At 69.3% G+C, this 16231-nt stretch carries 12 protein-coding genes; 8 read left to right on the forward strand and 4 right to left on the reverse strand.

Features of this window, described 5'->3' with window-relative positions:
- Positions 1-126: 126 nt before the first annotated feature.
- A complete protein-coding gene (locus OO70_RS05910) occupies positions 127-1164 on the reverse strand; it encodes a LacI family DNA-binding transcriptional regulator (RefSeq protein ID WP_043664888.1) in 1038 nt (345 codons plus the stop codon).
- A 299-nt stretch (positions 1165-1463) separates the two neighbouring features.
- On the opposite strand from OO70_RS05910, the gene OO70_RS05915 reads away from it, so the two are divergent.
- The 4 genes from OO70_RS05915 to OO70_RS05930 all read left to right on the forward strand — a co-directional run bounded on the left by OO70_RS05915 (position 1464) and on the right by OO70_RS05930 (position 7679).
- On the forward strand, positions 1464-2351 hold the full coding sequence (locus tag OO70_RS05915; RefSeq protein WP_234336726.1) for a carbohydrate ABC transporter permease: 888 nt from the start codon (positions 1464-1466) through the stop codon (positions 2349-2351).
- Positions 2348-3169, forward strand: coding sequence for a carbohydrate ABC transporter permease (locus tag OO70_RS05920; protein WP_043664893.1), 822 nt, complete (start codon positions 2348-2350; stop codon positions 3167-3169). Before OO70_RS05915 ends, OO70_RS05920 begins: the two co-directional genes overlap by 4 nt.
- Positions 3170-3224: 55 nt before the next feature.
- Positions 3225-4490, forward strand: a complete 1266-nt coding sequence (locus OO70_RS05925) for an ABC transporter substrate-binding protein (RefSeq protein WP_043664895.1) — start codon at positions 3225-3227, stop codon at positions 4488-4490.
- 108 nt (positions 4491-4598) lie between these two features.
- Positions 4599-7679, forward strand: a complete 3081-nt coding sequence (locus OO70_RS05930) for an alpha-L-rhamnosidase (RefSeq protein WP_051740722.1) — start codon at positions 4599-4601, stop codon at positions 7677-7679.
- Positions 7680-7708: 29 nt separating this feature from the next.
- On the opposite strand, the gene OO70_RS51105 is transcribed toward OO70_RS05930, so the two are convergent.
- The gene (locus OO70_RS51105; RefSeq protein ID WP_234336729.1) at positions 7709-8977 is read right to left on the reverse strand and encodes a tyrosine-type recombinase/integrase; all 1269 of its coding nucleotides are present in this window, start codon (positions 8975-8977) and stop codon (positions 7709-7711) included.
- A gap of 29 nt (positions 8978-9006) precedes the next feature.
- A complete protein-coding gene (locus OO70_RS05940; protein ID WP_043664898.1) occupies positions 9007-9426 on the reverse strand; it encodes a TOBE domain-containing protein in 420 nt (139 codons plus the stop codon).
- Between the two features lie 322 nt (positions 9427-9748).
- Between OO70_RS05940 and OO70_RS52090 the strand changes: the two genes are divergently transcribed.
- The 4 genes from OO70_RS52090 (at position 9749) to OO70_RS05960 (ending at position 13626) form a co-directional block, all read left to right on the forward strand.
- Positions 9749-11026 (forward strand): methyltransferase domain-containing protein, encoded by a 1278-nt coding sequence (locus tag OO70_RS52090; RefSeq protein ID WP_043664900.1) that lies wholly within the window; start codon positions 9749-9751, stop codon positions 11024-11026.
- A 21-nt stretch (positions 11027-11047) separates the two neighbouring features.
- Positions 11048-11806: a class I SAM-dependent methyltransferase gene (locus OO70_RS05950; RefSeq protein ID WP_043664903.1), complete on the forward strand. Its 759-nt coding sequence runs from the start codon at positions 11048-11050 to the stop codon at positions 11804-11806.
- Between the two features lie 222 nt (positions 11807-12028).
- Positions 12029-12718 (forward strand): M24 family metallopeptidase, encoded by a 690-nt coding sequence (locus OO70_RS05955; protein WP_043664905.1) that lies wholly within the window; start codon positions 12029-12031, stop codon positions 12716-12718.
- Positions 12719-12780: 62 nt separating this feature from the next.
- Positions 12781-13626, forward strand: coding sequence for an MOSC domain-containing protein (locus tag OO70_RS05960; RefSeq protein WP_043664906.1), 846 nt, complete (start codon positions 12781-12783; stop codon positions 13624-13626).
- Between the two features lie 120 nt (positions 13627-13746).
- Here OO70_RS05960 and OO70_RS05965 read toward each other — a convergent pair whose 3' ends face one another.
- Positions 13747-16191, reverse strand: coding sequence for a glycoside hydrolase family 2 TIM barrel-domain containing protein (locus OO70_RS05965; RefSeq protein ID WP_043664908.1), 2445 nt, complete (start codon positions 16189-16191; stop codon positions 13747-13749).
- Between the last annotated feature and the right edge of the window lie 40 nt (positions 16192-16231).

Raw genomic sequence — 16231 nt, forward strand, 5'->3', positions numbered from 1 at the left:
GGCCATGGCCGTCGGGCGCCCTTCATCCTTGCCGAGCCCCGCCCGGATGGGCAACGTTTTCCAAAGGCTCAGTCCCAGGTTCAACCGAACGGTTGAACGCCCGCTGCACAGCTCGGGGTTGACGTCCTACTTCGCCGGTCGTGCCGTGGACCGGCGCGGTACGAGCGTGGGGGAGAGAGTGACCTGGGCCGAGCGGCGCCCACGGTCGGCGATCCGCTCCAGGAGGAGGCGTACGGCGTTCTCGCCCATCTCGCGGCCGCCCTGGTCGACGCTGGTGAGCGAGATCGGGCCGAACGCGGCGAACGTGGTGTTGTCGTATCCGGCGACCGAGAGGTCGCCGGGAACGGACAGCCCGGCCTCGGTGACCGCGTCGAGCACGCCCATGGCGACGATGTCCGCTCCGGCGAAGACCGCCGTGGGCCGGACGGGCCGGGCCAGCAACTCCTTCGTGCCCCGGTGGCCGCCTTCCTGGGTGTAGCTGGTGGAGACGACGTCGATCCACTCCTCCAGTCCGTGCTTCCGCATGGCCAGGCGATAACCGTCGGCGCGGCGGGCGTTGGGCATCTCCGTGAGGCGTGTCGGGTCGGTCTCGTGATGTTCGATGTGGGCGATCCGGCGATGGCCGAGGGCGGCCAGGTGGCCGACGACCAGGGCGGCGCCCTCGACGTCGTCGTCGACCACGGTGTCGTACGCGGGGGATGACCCGTGGCGGCCGATGACGACGGTCGGCACGGCGGTGCCGACGCGCTCCATGTGGGCGCGTGACGAGATCGGTGCGACCAGGATGATGCCGTCCATGCCCCGGTCGATCATCGCCTCGGTGACGCGTGCCTCCTCCTTCTCCCCGTTGAAGCCCGGGCCCAGCAGCACCTGGTACTCGGTGTCCGCCAGCGAGGCGGTGACGCCGTCGAGGATCTCGGGGAAGAAGGGGTTGCGGATGTCGGGCAGCATCACGCCGATGGTGTACGTCTGTCCGCGCAGGCTCCGGGCGCCGGCGTTCGGCCGGTAGCCCAGCTCGTCGATCGCGCGGCGCACCTTGGCGCGCATCTCGGGGCTGGCGCCGTACGCGTTGCGCAGCACCTTGGAGACGGCTGTCGTGGACACCTCTGCGTGACGGGCGACGTCGACGATGGTGACGCGTCGAGGCCGGGCCTGCGGCTCCATCCGGTTCCTTGTCCCTTCGGGAAACGTTGTCGAGGAGTGTAGGGCGGAATGTGCGATTCGGCGGAGTCGTCGCAGAGGCTGAGCCGCGCCGCCGCCGTAACAATCACGCAGCTTGCGCGGCATCTTGACGTCACGCGGGACGCTCTCTAGGGTCTGGCAACATCTTTGGGGAACGTTACCCACATCGCTACCCACATCGTCCACGACGACCACCGGTCGGCACCCCGCACAACAGCCCGAAGTGCCGGAACCTCGATTCAACGCCCGGTTTGAAACGTTTCAAGGAAGGAGGTCCGACGGTGCCGAAGGTACGGCGAGCCCGAACCACCCCGCCCTGGTGGTTCGCGCTGCCCGCGATGCTGCTGTTCGCCTTCGTGGTCCTGGTGCCGAGTGCCCGCGGTGTGTACTACGCGTTCACCGACTGGGACGGTCTCGATCCCGGCTTCTCCTTCGTCGGCCTGGACAACTTCTCCGCGATGTTCCGCGATGCCGATGCGGTGCAGGCCATCTGGCACACGTTGCTGATCGCCGTGGCGATCACGGTCGTCCAGAACGCGCTGGGCCTGCTGCTGGCCCTCGGCGTCAACTCGGCCATCAAGTCCCGGAATGTGCTCAGGGTGTTCCTGTTCGCCCCGGCCGTGATCACCCCGATCGTGACCGCCTACCTCTGGCGCAATCTGCTCGGTCCGGACGGCGCGGTCAACAGCCTGTTCGGCGTCGTGGGGTTGGGCGGCTGGCGGCAGGACTGGCTGGGCAGTCCGCAGGTCGCCCTGTGGTCGGTGATCGGGGTGATCGTCTGGCAGTACGCGGGCTATTCGATGGTCATCTTCCTGGCCGGACTCCAGTCCGTACCCAAGGAGATCCACGAGGCAGCCGCCATCGACGGCGCGGGCCCGGTGCGCCGCTTCTGGTCGGTCACCCGCCCGCTGCTGGCCCCGGCCCTCACCATCAACCTGATGCTGTCGATCATCGGCGGCATCAAACTCTTCGACCAGGTCTACGCGTTGACGGGCGGCGGCCCCGGCCACGCCACCGACACACTCTCGACGCTGATCTACAAGGACGCCTTCACGCTCGGCGAGTTCGGCTACAGCATCGCGCTCGCCGTGGTCCTCACGGTCATCGTGGCCGTCGCGTCCACGGGCCAGTACCTCGTGTTGTCCCGCAACGAGAGGGCCACGTCGTGAACCGCTACCGCCGTCACACCTTCGCTCTGGAACTGTCGATGATCGCCATCGCCCTGGTCGTCGGCTTCCCGGTGTACGTCCTGGTCAACCTCGCCGTACGGCCCGCCTCGGACACCTCGTCGCCGATCAGCCCGACCACCTCGCCGACCCTGCACAACTTCACCCAGGCCTGGCAACAGGGCGCCCTCGGCGGCGCGTTGGGCAACAGCGTGCTGGTGACGGCGTGCAGTGTCTTCGTCGTGCTGGCCGTCTCGTCGCTGGCGGCGTACCCGCTGGCCCGCGTCACGGCCCGCTGGTCCCGGGGCACGTTCCTGGCCTTCCTCCTAGGACTGGTGCTGCCCTTCCAGCTCGCGTCGCTGCCGCTCTACCAGACCATGCGCGACCTGGGTCTGCTCGGTACCCCGTGGGCCCTGGTCCTCTTCTACTCCGGCCTCCAGGTCCCGTTCACCGTCTTCCTCTACGTCGGCTTCCTGCGCGCCCTGCCCCGCGACTTCGAGGACGCGGCCCTGATCGACGGCTGCACCCCGCTACAGGGCTTCCGCTACGTCGTCCTGCCCATGCTCAAGCCGATCACGGTGACCGCCCTCGTGCTCAACACGGTCGCTGTCTGGAACGACTTCTTCACCCCGCTGCTGTACCTCAGCGGCAGCGCCCAGCAGACCATGCCGGTCGCGATCGCCGGGTTCGTCGGCCAGTACGTCACCGACTGGAACCTCATCTTCGCCGCACTGGTGATCAGCATCCTGCCCGTCCTGCTCGTCTACTTCCTGCTCCAGCGCAGCATCATCAACGGCTTCGCGGGAGGGCTGCGCGGATGACATCCGAGGTCCACCCGTCACCGATGCCCGGTGGCTCTTCCCTGAGGGGGACATCATGAAGACACGCCAACTGCCGGTCCTGATCGCCGCGTTGACGGCCGGCGCCCTGCTGGCAGCTTGCAGCGGCGGCACCAAGGCCGGGGGATCCGGCGGCGGTTCGAAGACCCTGACGCTCGCCTCGGTCGACCAGGGCTCGGTCGAGGACGTTGTCAAGGCCTTCGAGAAGGCCAACCCGGGCGTCAAGGTCCGCTACACCACCAGCGGCGCCGACCAGTACCAGCAGCAGATCCGTACCCAACTCGCCTCGGGTACCGCGCCCGACGTGATGTCGGTCTGGCCCGGCAACGGCAACCCGGGCGCCACGGTCGTGCTCGCCAATCCGGGCTATCTGCGCGACCTCTCGGACCAGCCCTGGGCGGCGAAGATGCCGGACGCCATCAAGACCGTGGCTCAGTACAAGGGCAAGACGTACAACGCGATCTTCGGGCAGAACGGCATCGGCGCGGTCTACAACCAGCAGGCCATGGCGAAGGCGGGACTGACCCCACCCGACACCTGGACCGATCTGCTGGCCTTCTGCAAGGCCGCGAAGGCCAAGGGAACCCCCGCCTTCGCACTGGGCAACCAGGACAACTGGGTGACCCAACTCGTCCTGTACGCACTGGTCGCCACCACCGTCTACGGCCCCGACCGCGCCTTCGACCAGAAGATGCAGGCGGGCCGGGCCACCTTCGCCCGGTCGCAGTGGGCCACCGCCCTGGACAAGTACCTGACGATGGAGAAGACCGGCTGCTTCCAGAAGGACCCGCTGGGCACCAACTACGAGGCCAGCCAGGCCCTCGCCGCCTCCGGCAAGACCCTCGGCATCATCCAGGGCAACTGGGTGATCGCCCTCCTGAAGGGCAAGAACCCGCAGGGCACGTTCACGCTCAAGGCGCTCCCGGCCACCGACGACCCGTCCCAGACCCTCATTCCGGCGGCGGCGGGCGCCGGCTACGGCGTCAACGCCAAGGCGAAGAACCCCGAACTCGCCCTGAAGTTCGTGAACTTCGTGATGTCGCCCGAGGGCATGACCCTGTTCGTCAAGAAGCAGGGCGGCCTGCCCTCTCTGCCCGACACGGGCTACTCCGTGGACCCGTCGCTGGCCGAGCTGTCCAAGTTCATCGGGTCGGACCGCACGGTGCCGTTCATGGACCAGCTGTGGCCCAACGCCAAGGTCCAGCAGACCATGCTCAGCGGCCTCCAGGAGATCTTCAGCGGTCAGTCCACGCCCGAAAAGCTCCTCGACGAGATGGACGCCGACTACAAGGCCGGCTCCTGACCAACCCCCCCCAACACCCGAAGGGATGACGGTGTGAGCAATGCACCCCACAGCAATGCACCCCACCATGCGGACGGCACGAACCGTGAGGGAATCCGCCGTAGAACCATGCTCCTGGCGACGGCCGGCGCGGTGCCGGTAGTGGCCGGGGCCGTGGGCGGCTCCGCCGCCGCGCAGGCGGCACCGGGCCGCCGCGCGGACGCCGCGGTGACCGGACTGACCGCGGAACACCGCGCTGACCCCCTGGGCGTGGACGCCGAACGGCCGCGCTTCGGCTGGCACATGCGGTCCGCCTCGCGCGGGCGGAGCCAGGGGGCGTACCAGATCCTGGTGGCGAGCTCACCGGACAGGCTGACCGCCGGTCGCGCGGACGTCTGGAACAGCGGCCGCGTGCGCTCCGCCGATTCCGTGGCCGTCCGCTACGCGGGCAGGGCGTTGAACGCCTCGACCCGCTACCACTGGACCGTCACCGTCTGGGACGCCGAGGGCCGTCCGGTCGGTACGGCGCCCCCCGCCTTCTTCGAGACCGGCCTCATGAGCACCGACGGCGTCGGCGGATGGGCGGGCGCGCAGTGGATCGGGATGAAGGGGAAGGTCCCCAACTCGGCCGGGGCGCCGATGCTTCGGAGGCACGTGGTGCTGAAGAAGGGGGTGCGTGAGGCGCGGCTGTACGTCTCGGCCCTCGGCGTGTACGAGGCCTACGTCAACGGTCGTCACGTGACCGTCCCGCAGGACGACGGCACCACGATCGAACTGCTCCCCCCGGGCTCGACGAACTACGACGCGCGCGTCAACTACATGACGTACGACGTCACGGACCTCGTGACGCGAGAGCGCGCGGACGTCACCCTCGGGTTCGTCCTGGGCAACGGCTGGTACAACGGCCGTATATCCGACGGCAGTACGTACTACTCGGCGGCCGGCAACGCCCTCGCCGTCAAGGCCGAGCTGCTGATCCGGTACGCCGACGGGACGTCGCAGACGGTCGTCACCGGGCCGGACGGCGGCTGGAAGGCCACCGACACCGGCCCCTACCGCGCCGACGACATCTACGACGGCCAGACCTACGACGCCCGGATGGAGCTGCCGGGCTGGGCCGTGCACGGGTTCGACGACTCCGCCTGGTCGGACGTGGAGCGGGTCGCCTTCGACGGCAAGTTCCCGGACGCGCGGCTCCTCGCGTACCCGGGCGAGACCGCGCGCTTCATGGACCGCTGGGACCGGCGACCGCAGTCGATCACCGTCGCCACGGGGGTGACCGGGCAGGACGGCAGCCCCAACGGCAGGGGACGCATCGTCGTGGACCCCGCCCGGACGGTGACCGACGCCGCGAAGGCGGCCTCCGCCCCGGTCACGATCGGCAGCGGCGAGACGGCCGTCTTCGACCTCGGCCAGAACATGGTCGGCGTGGCCCGCTACAGCCTGCGCGGCCCCGCCGGAGCCAAGGTCGAGTTCAGGTTCGGCGAGATGCTCAACGACGACAGCGCCGGCGCGGACGGCCCCGAGGGCTCCCTCTATCGGGCCAACCTCCGCAGCGCCAAGGCCACCAGCACGTACGTCATGAAGGGGGACCGGCACGGGGAGACCCACCAGGACTCGCTGACCTTCTACGGCTTCCGGTACGTGTCCGTCACGGCGACGGACACCGTCACGATCACCGGTCTGACCGGCAAGGTCGCCACGTCGGCGATCCGCGAGATCGGCACCCTCACGACCAACGATCCCGACATCAACCAGCTTGCGAGCAACATCCGTTGGGGCCAGCGCGGCAACTACCTCTGGGTACCCACCGACTGCCCGCAGCGCGACGAACGCCTCGGCTGGACCGGCGACACCCAGATCTTCTCCACGACCGGTCTGTACAACGTGGACGCCGGGATCTTCCTCAGCCACTTCCAGGACACGGTCGTCGACTCCCAGGCCATCTACGGTACGGACAAGGCCCAGTTCACCGGGGTCGCTCCCACCGGACGTTTCAACTTCCCCGGTGGCGGCAGCGGTTGGGCGGACGCCGGTGTCATCGTGCCGTGGACCGTGTGGCAGATGACCGGGGACGCGACCGTCGTCAAGGACAACTGGCCCGCGATGACCCGCTACTTGGACTGGATCCAGGAGCAGACCGGCGACACCTACGCCGGACAGGGCTCCCTCACGGGCGACTGGCTGGGGCCCCAGAAGACCAGCGCCCAGCTGATGAGCGACGTCTACTACGGCTACAGCACCCGGCTGATGGCACAGATGGCCCGCGCGATCGGCAGGATGGCCGAGGGAGAGGTGTACGACCGGCTCTTCGGACGCATCAGGCAGGCGTTCATCACCAAGTACCTGAGCACCGAGGGCGGCACGGTCACGGTCAGGTCCAGTCTCGGCGACGCCTCCCCGATCGAACCGGGCTCCGACCCCAACCAGAAGACGGAGGACAACAGTCAGACGGCGCTGCTCTGGGTCCTCAAGCTCGGCTTCTACGAGACGGAGGCCCAACGCCGCACGCTCGTGGGCCTGTTGGCGGACAACATCGGCAACGACGCGGCCTACAAGGCCGCGCACCCGAACAGCAGCCGGGTCAGGTACGCCGAGAACACGCTGTCCGTCGGCTTCCTCGGCGTCAACGTCCTCGCCCCCGTCCTCACCGACGAGGGGCGCGCGGACCTGGCGTACAGGCTGCTCCACCAGGACGCCCTGCCGTCCTGGCTGTTCTCCGTGCGGAACGGCGCCACCACCGTCTGGGAGCGTTGGAATTCCTACTCCAGGGAAGACGGGTTCGGGCCGGTCAGCATGAACTCCTTCAACCATTACGCCTACGGCGCGATCATGGAGTGGATGTACGCCTACATGGCCGGCATCGCCCGAGACCCGGACAGCCCCGGCTTCAAGCACTTCGTCCTGCAACCCCACGTCGATCCCACCGGCAGGATCACGCAGGTGTCGGGCTCGCACGAGTCGCCGTACGGCGAGATCAGGAGCGAGTGGAAGGTGGAGGACGGAGGCGGGAGCCTTGTGTACGACGCGCTCGTGCCCGCCAACAGCGAGGCGACGCTGCGACTTTCTGCCGTCTCCGCCGATGCCGTCCGCGAAGGACGGACTCCGCTGGCCCGAGTGGACGGGGTGCGTCTCCTTGGCCACAAGGACGGCGTGGCCTCGTACCGCTTGCCCTCGGGCCGATACCACCTGACCGCTCGGCTCCGCTGATCTGTTGACGCCTGACCAGCGGGTGCCGGTCAGACAGGTGCCGACATCACGAAGCGGCCGTGTCCATCGGGGGATGCGTTCAGGACGCTGGTTGGACACAATGATCGGAAAAGACTGACAAGGGAAGGTGTGGGGCGGGTGGGACTCGAACCCACGGCCGACGGTGAAGCGCGTGAGTGAGAAGTCGGACGGTTGCTCCTGCGGGTAGCGGTCGTTGAAGTTCTCCACTCTGACCAACTCCAGCTCGTTCGCCGCGCAATGGTCTTGTATCCACCTGACGGCGGCGTGGCGGCATCATCTTGGCTCCGCCCGGCCAGCGCGGCCAGGCCGAGGAGTTCGGAGTCCGGCTGGGTCTGCGCGCCGACGGCCCGGGTGCCTTCCGACTGCCGTGCGCTGCGGGCGAAGAGGACAGCAAGGCCGTCGTGCCAGACAGCCTCGGGGACCTCCAGCGGGGTACGTACATCGAAGGCGATGGCGCGGGGGACGGCAGCCATGATCGACTCGGCCTCGGCCCGCATCATCTCGGGTAGCACGCTGGTGTAGGTGTCGGAGGTGATCTGGCGCGAGGAGTGGCCGAGCTTCTCCTGGACCACCTTGATGCCGTTCCCGGCGAGCAGAGACATGGTGGCGGTCAGGTGGCGTAGGTCGTGGAGGGGGACCGGCGGCAGACCGGACAACTCGACGGGACGGGTGAAGCGTCGGGATATCCAGTCGGGGTGGAGCGCCTCACCGTTCTCCTGCGTCCACGTCCGCCCGGTCTCGACGTAGGTGTCGCCCCACTCCTGGCGCTTGCGTTCCTGTTCGGCGCGGAAGCTGACGAAGGTGTCACCGGACTCAAGGCTCAGTGACAGGGTGCGGACGCTGTCGGCCTTCGGCGCTTCGCCGTACGGCTGGTAGGCGAACTCCACGATCTGCTTGGAGATCCGCAGCCGGAGTGCGTCGGTGCTGACCTCTGTCCAGGGGATCCTCCCGGACTCCATGTGCCCCATCGTGCCGGAGGTTGCGGGCAGTTGGCCGCGCCGCCCGGTGTAGGTCCCGTGCGATATGCCGTTCTTCAGCAGCCCCACCGACCTTGCGGAGTATTTGGCGAACTGATTGTCGAGGGTTTCCGGTGGCATGGCGGCAGTTCGTCGGCTGTCACGGGAATTTCCTGCACGGCGTTCAAAGGCAGAACGTGAGTTCCCGCGCGGAGCTGCTCGCGGGAACTCTCCAGCGATGGCCTCGTGTCTCGCCCTCAACGGCCCATGCCGGGATCGCTGTCTGAACTTGATCGGGTGATGCGGGTCGGTTTGGTCCACGTCTGAAACTGTCGAGCAGGACTGCCTGGTCAGACCGTTGCCAGCGACACCTCGGTCGACTTGATCAGCGCGACCACCGGCGAACCGGTCCGCAGACCCAGGTCACCGACCGCGTCCTTGGTGATCGCGGCGGTCAACTCGCCCCCGTCGACCGTGACTTTGACGACGGCCATCGCCCCGCCGGTGGCGACATCGCTGACCGTGCCGGGCAGCTGGTTGCGGATGGACAGCCCCTCCACCCGGCTCGTGGCGAGCGCGACCTCGGTGGACTTCATCATGGCGCGTACGGCCGTACCCTCGGCGAGCCCCAGGTCCTTCACGGCCTCCAGCGTGATCGCCGCGGTGAGGTCCTGGCCGCCGTCGAGGCGCACCTTCACGGTCGCCATCACCGCGCCCGGCGTGACGGCGGTGACGGTGCCGGGAATCTGGTTGCGGATGCTCAAGCTCATGACGGAACGCCTCACAGAGAAAAGTCTCGATTGCCGGATTTATTACTGACTGTGCGTCCACAAGCTAGTCGCTCCGGCCGCGCTCGTCACAGACCCCGTCGCATCCGCCACCTGAGAGTTTGCTTCGGCCTGGCAAATCGGAGGAACCCGCGAACAGGGACGTCGACCGTCGGCATCCCGCCGTTGCGCCGGAGGTATGCGCGCATGCCGAGGCTGCGAAGGAATTGAACTGGCACATGCGAGGTGACCTGGGCCCTTGGTCTCGTATCCGCGTTTCGGTTCAGCCGTCGCCCGGGTACGGTCGTGCGGGAGGTGGTGGCCCGTGATCCAGATCGTGGAGCACGCACCGCAGGAAGGCCCCTACGCCATCGGCACCGCGCTCGAGGCGGCCGGGCTGCCGACCCGGGTCTGCCGCACCTGGGCGGGCGATCCGGTGCCGGAGACAGCCGACGACCTGGTCGGCCTGGTGGTGATGGGCGGGGCGATGGCCGCCTACGAGGACTTCCCCGGCCGTAGCGCGGAACTGGTGCTGTTGCGCGCCGCACTGGAGGCCGAGGTCCCGGTGCTGGCCGTGTGCCTCGGCGCGCAGTTGCTGGCCGTGGCGGCGGGCGGTGCCGGCCGGCCCGGCGAGGGCGCGCAGATCGGCTGGGCCGACGTACGGATGACGGAGGCCGCGCAGGCCGACGTCCTGTTCGGGGCCGTTCCCGAGCGGCTGCGGGTGCTGCACTGGCACGGCGACACGATGGACCTGCCGGCCGGGGCGACGCTGCTGGCGTCCTGCGACCGCTATCCGGTGCAGGCGTTCCGGGTCGGCGGCTCGGCGTGGGGGATGCAGTTCCACCTGGAGGTGGACGAGGCGGCGGTCGGCGCCTTCGCCGACGCGTTCCCGGAAGAAGCGGCCACCGCCCCCGGCGTGGTCGAGTCCGCGCCCGCCGAACTGGCCGCGCTGGCCCGCCACCGCGACGGCGTCTTCAAGCGCTTCGCCGCCTTCGTCGCGGAGCGGGCCGAGCAGACGGCGACACGAGCCTTCTTCACCCGGCGAGCGGCCACGTGGGAGCGACGGTTCGCCGGCGACGGCCCCCGGTACGCGGCGGCCGTCGACCGGATGGAACTCCGCCCCGGCCGGCGCGTCCTGGACCTCGGCTGCGGCACCGGCCGCGCTCTGCCCGCGCTGCGCGCCCAGGTCGGCGACGCGGGCCTCGTCGTCGGCATCGACCTCACGCCCGCGATGCTCACCGCCGCGCTCCGCGAAGGCCGCGACAAGGACGGGCAGTTACTCCTCGCCGACGCCTGCCGACTGCCGTTTCCGACAGGGACAACGGACGCGATCTTCAGCGCGGGCCTTGTCAACCACGTACCCGACCCGGCGACAGCCCTGCGCGAATGGGCCAGAGTCACCACCCCGGGCGGCACCCTGCTCCTTTTCCACCCCTCCGGCCGCGCCGAACGCGCCGCCCGCCACGGCCGCCCCCTCGACCCGGACGACCCCCTCGCCGAGGAGAACCTCCGCCCCGCCCTGCACGCGGCGGGCTGGCACCTGACCTGCTACGAGGACGCCCCGCACCACTTCCTTGTCCGCGCGTCACGCAATGCTGGATGAGCCACCGAGAGGACTGAAGACATGACCCAGGTCACGGGGGACACCGACTACGGCCTCGTCGGCGCCGCGTACACCCGCATCCGCCGCACCGACCCTCGCATCGCAGCCCTGGTCCACGCGGCCCTCGGCGACGCCCGGACCATCGTCAACGTCGGTGCGGGCGCGGGCAGTTACGAACCTCTCGACCGCCACGTGCTTCCCGTCGAACCGTCCCCGGCCATGCGCGCCCAGCGCCCCGCCCATCTGGCACCCGCCCTCCACGGCGTCGCCGAACACCTGCCCTTCGACGACGACTCCGTGGACGCCGCGATGGCCATGGTCACCGTGCACCAGTGGCCGGACGCCGAGGCCGGACTGCGCGAGATGCGGCGCGTCGCTCGCGGTCCCGTGGTCGTGCTGACCTTCGACGGCGACGAGCTGGACCGACTCTGGCTGATGGACTACGTCCCCGAACTCCGGGTCGCGGAAGCCGCCCGCTACCCGGCCGTCGACACCATCACCCGCACACTCGGCCCCGGCACCCGGGTCCGACCGGTGCCGGTCCCCATCGACTGCGTGGACGGCTTCACCGAGGCGTACTACGCCCGCCCCGAAGCCTTCCTCGACCCGGCCGTACGCCGGGCCCAGTCCGCCTGGACCTTCCTCGAACCCGGCGTAGAGGAACGCGCGATGGCGACGCTCGCCGCCGACCTGACCTCCGGGGCATGGGACGAGCGGTACGGCAGCCTCCGTACGCGGCCGGAATTCCACGGCGCGGTCCGCCTGATCGTCAGTCCCTGACCTCAGCACCGGGCACGGCGGGAGTGAGCGGTCCGTGGCACGGCGGCAACCGAGAGCGCGGCGCGCGGCAGAAGGCGGACGAGGGGCCGGTGCCCGTGAACCCGCTGCCGGTCCGGCAGGTTCCGCTCGCGCGGGCCGCCGCGCCGACCAGGGCCGATGCCAAGAGAGTCCGCCGTACGGAACGCCGTTGCCGAGGACGATCTGGCTGACTAGGTTCGGCTCATGGCTGACGACGAACCCACGCGGGCCGCACGCCTGCTCGATGCCCAGGCCAAGGCCGCACTGCTCTTCGCGGAGATCGAGGAGCGCGGGCTCGTGGCGCCCGGCGAGGGGGAGCGGGCGGTCAGCGACCGGGTCCGCGACCTCGCGAACGAGATGTTCGGCACCACCAGGCACTGGCACAAGCGGATCGTGCGCTCGGGACCGAACACGCTCAAGCCGTACAAGGAGAACCCGCCGGACCGGCTGATCGGCGCGGACGACATCGTGTTCGCCGACTTCGGGCCGATCTTCGAGGAGTACGAGGCCGACTTCGGCCGGACCTTCGTCCTGGGCGACGACCCGGTCAAGCACCGACTGCGCGACGACCTCGCCAAGGTGTTCACGGCCGGCCGGCGCTTCTTCGAGAACACCCCGGACATCACCGGCCGGCGCCTGCACACCGAGGTCTCCCGCCTTGCCGACAAGGCGGGTTGGGAGCTCGGCGGCTGGCATGCCGGACACCTGGTCGGCGAGTTCCCGCACGAGACGATCGAGGGCGCCCATGTCGAGTCGTACATCACCCCCGAGAACGACACCCCGCTGCGCCGCACCGACAAGGCGGGCCGCACCTGCCACTGGATCCTCGAGGTCCATCTGATCGACCGCGAGCGGGAGTTCGGGGGCTTCTACGAGGAACTGCTCACCCTCTGACGGCGGTTGGCGCTTCGAGAAATCCACTGAGGTGGCGGCGGACCGGCGGCCATAGTTGATCCATGGGGACTGTGGCCGCGCTGTACCGGTATCCGGTGAAGTCGATGTTGGGTGAGGCAGTGATCGCCGTCGCGGTCACGGAGAGCGGGCTTTCCGGGGACCGGGTGTACGCCGTCCTCGACGGGACGGGCGCGGTGGGCAGCGCCAAACACCCGCGGAAGTGGGGCGAGTTGCTGCGCTGCCGGAGCCGACTGGACGACTCGGGTGTGGTCCGGGTCGTACTGCCGGACGGGACCGCGCTGCCGGTCGAAGAACCGGACCTGGACGGGGAGTTGTCCAAGCTGCTGGGGCGCCAGGTGTTCGTCTCGGCTGTCGTACCGGACCACGGTCGACTGGAGCGCGCGGTACCCGAGTACGAGGGCGGTGTCCCGGAGGTCGTGCGGGAGTCGGCGACCGTCGACGTCACGGGGGACAGCATCACCACGGGCGGTGTCGCACCGGGGACGTTCTTCGACTTCGGCCGGGTCCATCTCGTCACCACGGCGGCCCTGGACCGGATGCGCACCGTGTACCCCGCCGGGGACTTCGACGCGCGCCGCTTCCGGCCGAACCTGGTCGTGAACACCCTTGGCGGGCCGGGCTTTCCGGAGGACGCCTGGGTGGGGTCGCGCCTGCGAGTGGGGGAGGCGCTGTTCCGGGTGCTGGTGCCCACACCGCGCTGCGTGATCCCCACCCTCGGCCATGACGAACTGCCGCCGGACCCCGGCATCATGCGTGCCGTCGCCCGCGACCACCGCATACCGGTGTTCGACCTCGGTCGGCTGTCGTGCCTAGGTGTGTATCTGGACGTGCTGGAGGCGGGGACGGTGCGGGTGGGTGACCCGATCGCGTTGGAGGAAGCTGCGTGACCGCGACATGGGGTGGGCGCGGGTTCTTGCCTTCACTCTCACGTCGGTCGGGGACCGGCGCATCGACGCGCCCTTGAGCGCGGGTTCCCCGGCACCGACGAAAGGCCTTTGCGCGTGCCGTCACCCGAGGCGCTGCACGGTGACGACGACTTCCAGCGGCGCGCACTCCGGTGCCGAGGCGACGAGGTGGATCCTGCCGGGGCCGGTCGGGCGGAGGACGGCGAGGGCGCGGCCCTCGTAGGTGCGGCGTTCGGTGGCGTCGAAGCGTTCCTCGGTGGACGGGTCGGCGCTGCCGAAGCCCAACAGGACCCCGGCGCCGGAGACTTCGACGGTGACCGGGCGGTCGGCGGCGGTGTGCAGGGTGCCGTTCGGGTCCGTCAGTGTGAGGGTGACGTAGGCGAGGTCACCGCCGTTCGTCGTGATGCTCGGGCGGTCGGATGCGGCGTTCAGCTGTACCGGGCCGGTCGCGGTGTGCAGGGTGTGGCGGCCGGTCTCGGTGCCGTCGCGGTAGGCGATGGCGAGGAGTTCGCCGGGCTCGTACGCCGTGTCGAACTCGGTGCGGAAACGGTGGTCCTCTCCCACCGGCCGGCGCCCCAACGAGCCTCCGTTGACGAGGAGTTCGACCTCGTCGGCGTCGCCGTAGACCTCTATCGTGATCGGTTCGCCCTCGTGTCCGGGCCACGTCCAGCTGGAGAGGGAGTCGCTCCAGGCCCATGGTGTTCCGGCCCAGGTCTTGCCGTGGTGCTCGGGGCGGCGGACCGCGAGGTAGGGCTCGGTGCGCAGGCCGAAGACGATCTCGCGGTAGTAGGAGGCGGGGCGGCGGTGGCCGGTGATGTCGAGGTCGCCGCAGCCCGCGAGGAGGTAGGGGTAGGGAGCGGTGTGCGAGGGGCGCGGCGACTCGGGGGTGAGGTATTGGGGGCGGCCGATGCCGACCTCGCCGAGATAGTCCCAGCCGGTCCAGGTGAAGTCGCCGATGACGTGGCCGAGTTGCTCGACCAGGCGCCAGTTGCCGTCGATGCGGGTGGGGAAGGTCTCGGTGCCGAGGATGATGCGGTGGGGGAAGAGGTCCTTGTCCATGGTGTAGCGGGCTTCGGCGTAGTTCATGCCGGCGACGTCGAGTACGGCGAAGGACTCGGCGGTCTTCTCGGTCACGAGAGTGGAGGCGCTGATCGCGTTCATCATGTCGCCCGCGTCGGCCATGAGGGTGTTGATGCCGGCGCCGTCCGCCGGCGCTTTCTCTCGCATAGCCCTGAGTTCGGACAGGACGGCGAGCATGCCGTTCACCGCGTTCGTGACGTAGCGCGTGGGGTCCGACGAGCGGACTTTCTCGGCGAGTCTGCGTCCCCACGCGGCACCTGAGGGTGTGCCGGTCTCCGGGATCTCGTTGCCGATCGAGTACATGATGACGCTGGGGTGGTTGACGTCCTTGGCCACCATCGCCTCGATGTCGCGTTCCCACCACTCGGGGAAGTCGAGGCTGTAGTCGAACTCGCTCTTGCCCGACGTCCACACGTCGAAGGCCTCGTCGACGACGAGCATGCCGAGACGGTCGCACGCGTCCAACATCGGCTTGCTCATGGGGTGATGGGACATGCGGAGCGCGTTGAACCCGGCGTCCTTGAGGAGTTGGACCCGGCGTTCCTCGGCGCGGGCGAAGGTCGCCGCGCCCAGAACTCCGTTGTCGTGGTGGACACATGCGCCGCGCAGCTTGACCGTCTCGCCGTTGATCCGCAGCCCGTGCTCGGGATCCAGGCGCAGCGAGCGGATGCCGAAGCCGACGGTCTCGGCGTCCAGGTCCTTCAGGGCCACGGTGGCGGTGTACAGGGCGGGCGAGGCCGGGCTCCACAGGAACGGGGCCCGCACGTAGAGGCGTTGGCGTACGGTCGCGGGTTCACCCGGCATCACCGTGGCCTTCGAGACGTCGCTCGCGACGACGCTCCCGCCGCCGTCGCGGATCTCGGTGACGACATCCACCGTACGGATCGCGATCGAGTCGTTCTCGACCCGCGTCATGACCTCGACCACCGCCCGCTCGCCGTCGATGTCCGGGGTGGTGACCCGGACCCCGTCGGGCGCGATCCGCACCACCTCGCCGACGAGCATCCAGGTGTCGCGGTAGATGCCGGCGCCGGTGTACCAGCGCGAGTCACGATGGGTGCGGGCCTCGACGCGGATCTCGTTGTCCTCACCGAAGCGCAGGAAACGGTCCGCGTCGATGTGGAAGTGCGAGTAGCCGAAGGGGCGTTGGCCCGCGTAGTCCCCGTTGACGAAGACGACGGCGTCGCGCTGGACGCCCTCGAACTCGAAGAGGATCCGCTTGCCCCGATGCTCCTCCGGAACGAAGAACGTCTTGCGGTACTCGTACGTCCCGCCCGGGAAGTACGCCCCGGCGCCACCCTCCATCGTGACTTCGCCGCCGGGCCCGGAGCGCTCCCGCTCGCGCTCGATCATCGCGTCGTGCGGCAACGTCACCGGCCTGAACGGCACCTGCGCTCCGGAGAGTTCGGCGAACGGATTGACCTTGGGGCGGGTCTGCCAGCCGTCGTTGAAGGACGTGCGGATCATGAGGGCTCCGTGAGGTGTGGCGGAGGTACCGGTGCGGGTG

Source organism: Streptomyces xylophagus, assembly GCF_000716435.1.
GTDB classification, from domain to species: Bacteria; Actinomycetota; Actinomycetes; order Streptomycetales; family Streptomycetaceae; genus Streptomyces; species Streptomyces xylophagus.

Coding starts and splice junctions, on each gene's coding strand:
- OO70_RS05925 (WP_043664895.1), top strand. CDS start 3,225: ATGAAGACACGCCAACTGCCGGTCCTGATCGCCGCGTTGACGGCCGGC.
- OO70_RS05910 (WP_043664888.1), bottom strand. CDS start 1,164: ATGGAGCCGCAGGCCCGGCCTCGACGCGTCACCATCGTCGACGTCGCC.
- OO70_RS05955 (WP_043664905.1), top strand. CDS start 12,029: ATGGCTGACGACGAACCCACGCGGGCCGCACGCCTGCTCGATGCCCAG.
- OO70_RS05965 (WP_043664908.1), bottom strand. CDS start 16,191: ATGATCCGCACGTCCTTCAACGACGGCTGGCAGACCCGCCCCAAGGTC.
- OO70_RS05930 (WP_051740722.1), top strand. CDS start 4,599: ATGCTCCTGGCGACGGCCGGCGCGGTGCCGGTAGTGGCCGGGGCCGTG.
- OO70_RS05950 (WP_043664903.1), top strand. CDS start 11,048: ATGACCCAGGTCACGGGGGACACCGACTACGGCCTCGTCGGCGCCGCG.
- OO70_RS05960 (WP_043664906.1), top strand. CDS start 12,781: ATGGGGACTGTGGCCGCGCTGTACCGGTATCCGGTGAAGTCGATGTTG.
- OO70_RS05940 (WP_043664898.1), bottom strand. CDS start 9,426: ATGAGCTTGAGCATCCGCAACCAGATTCCCGGCACCGTCACCGCCGTC.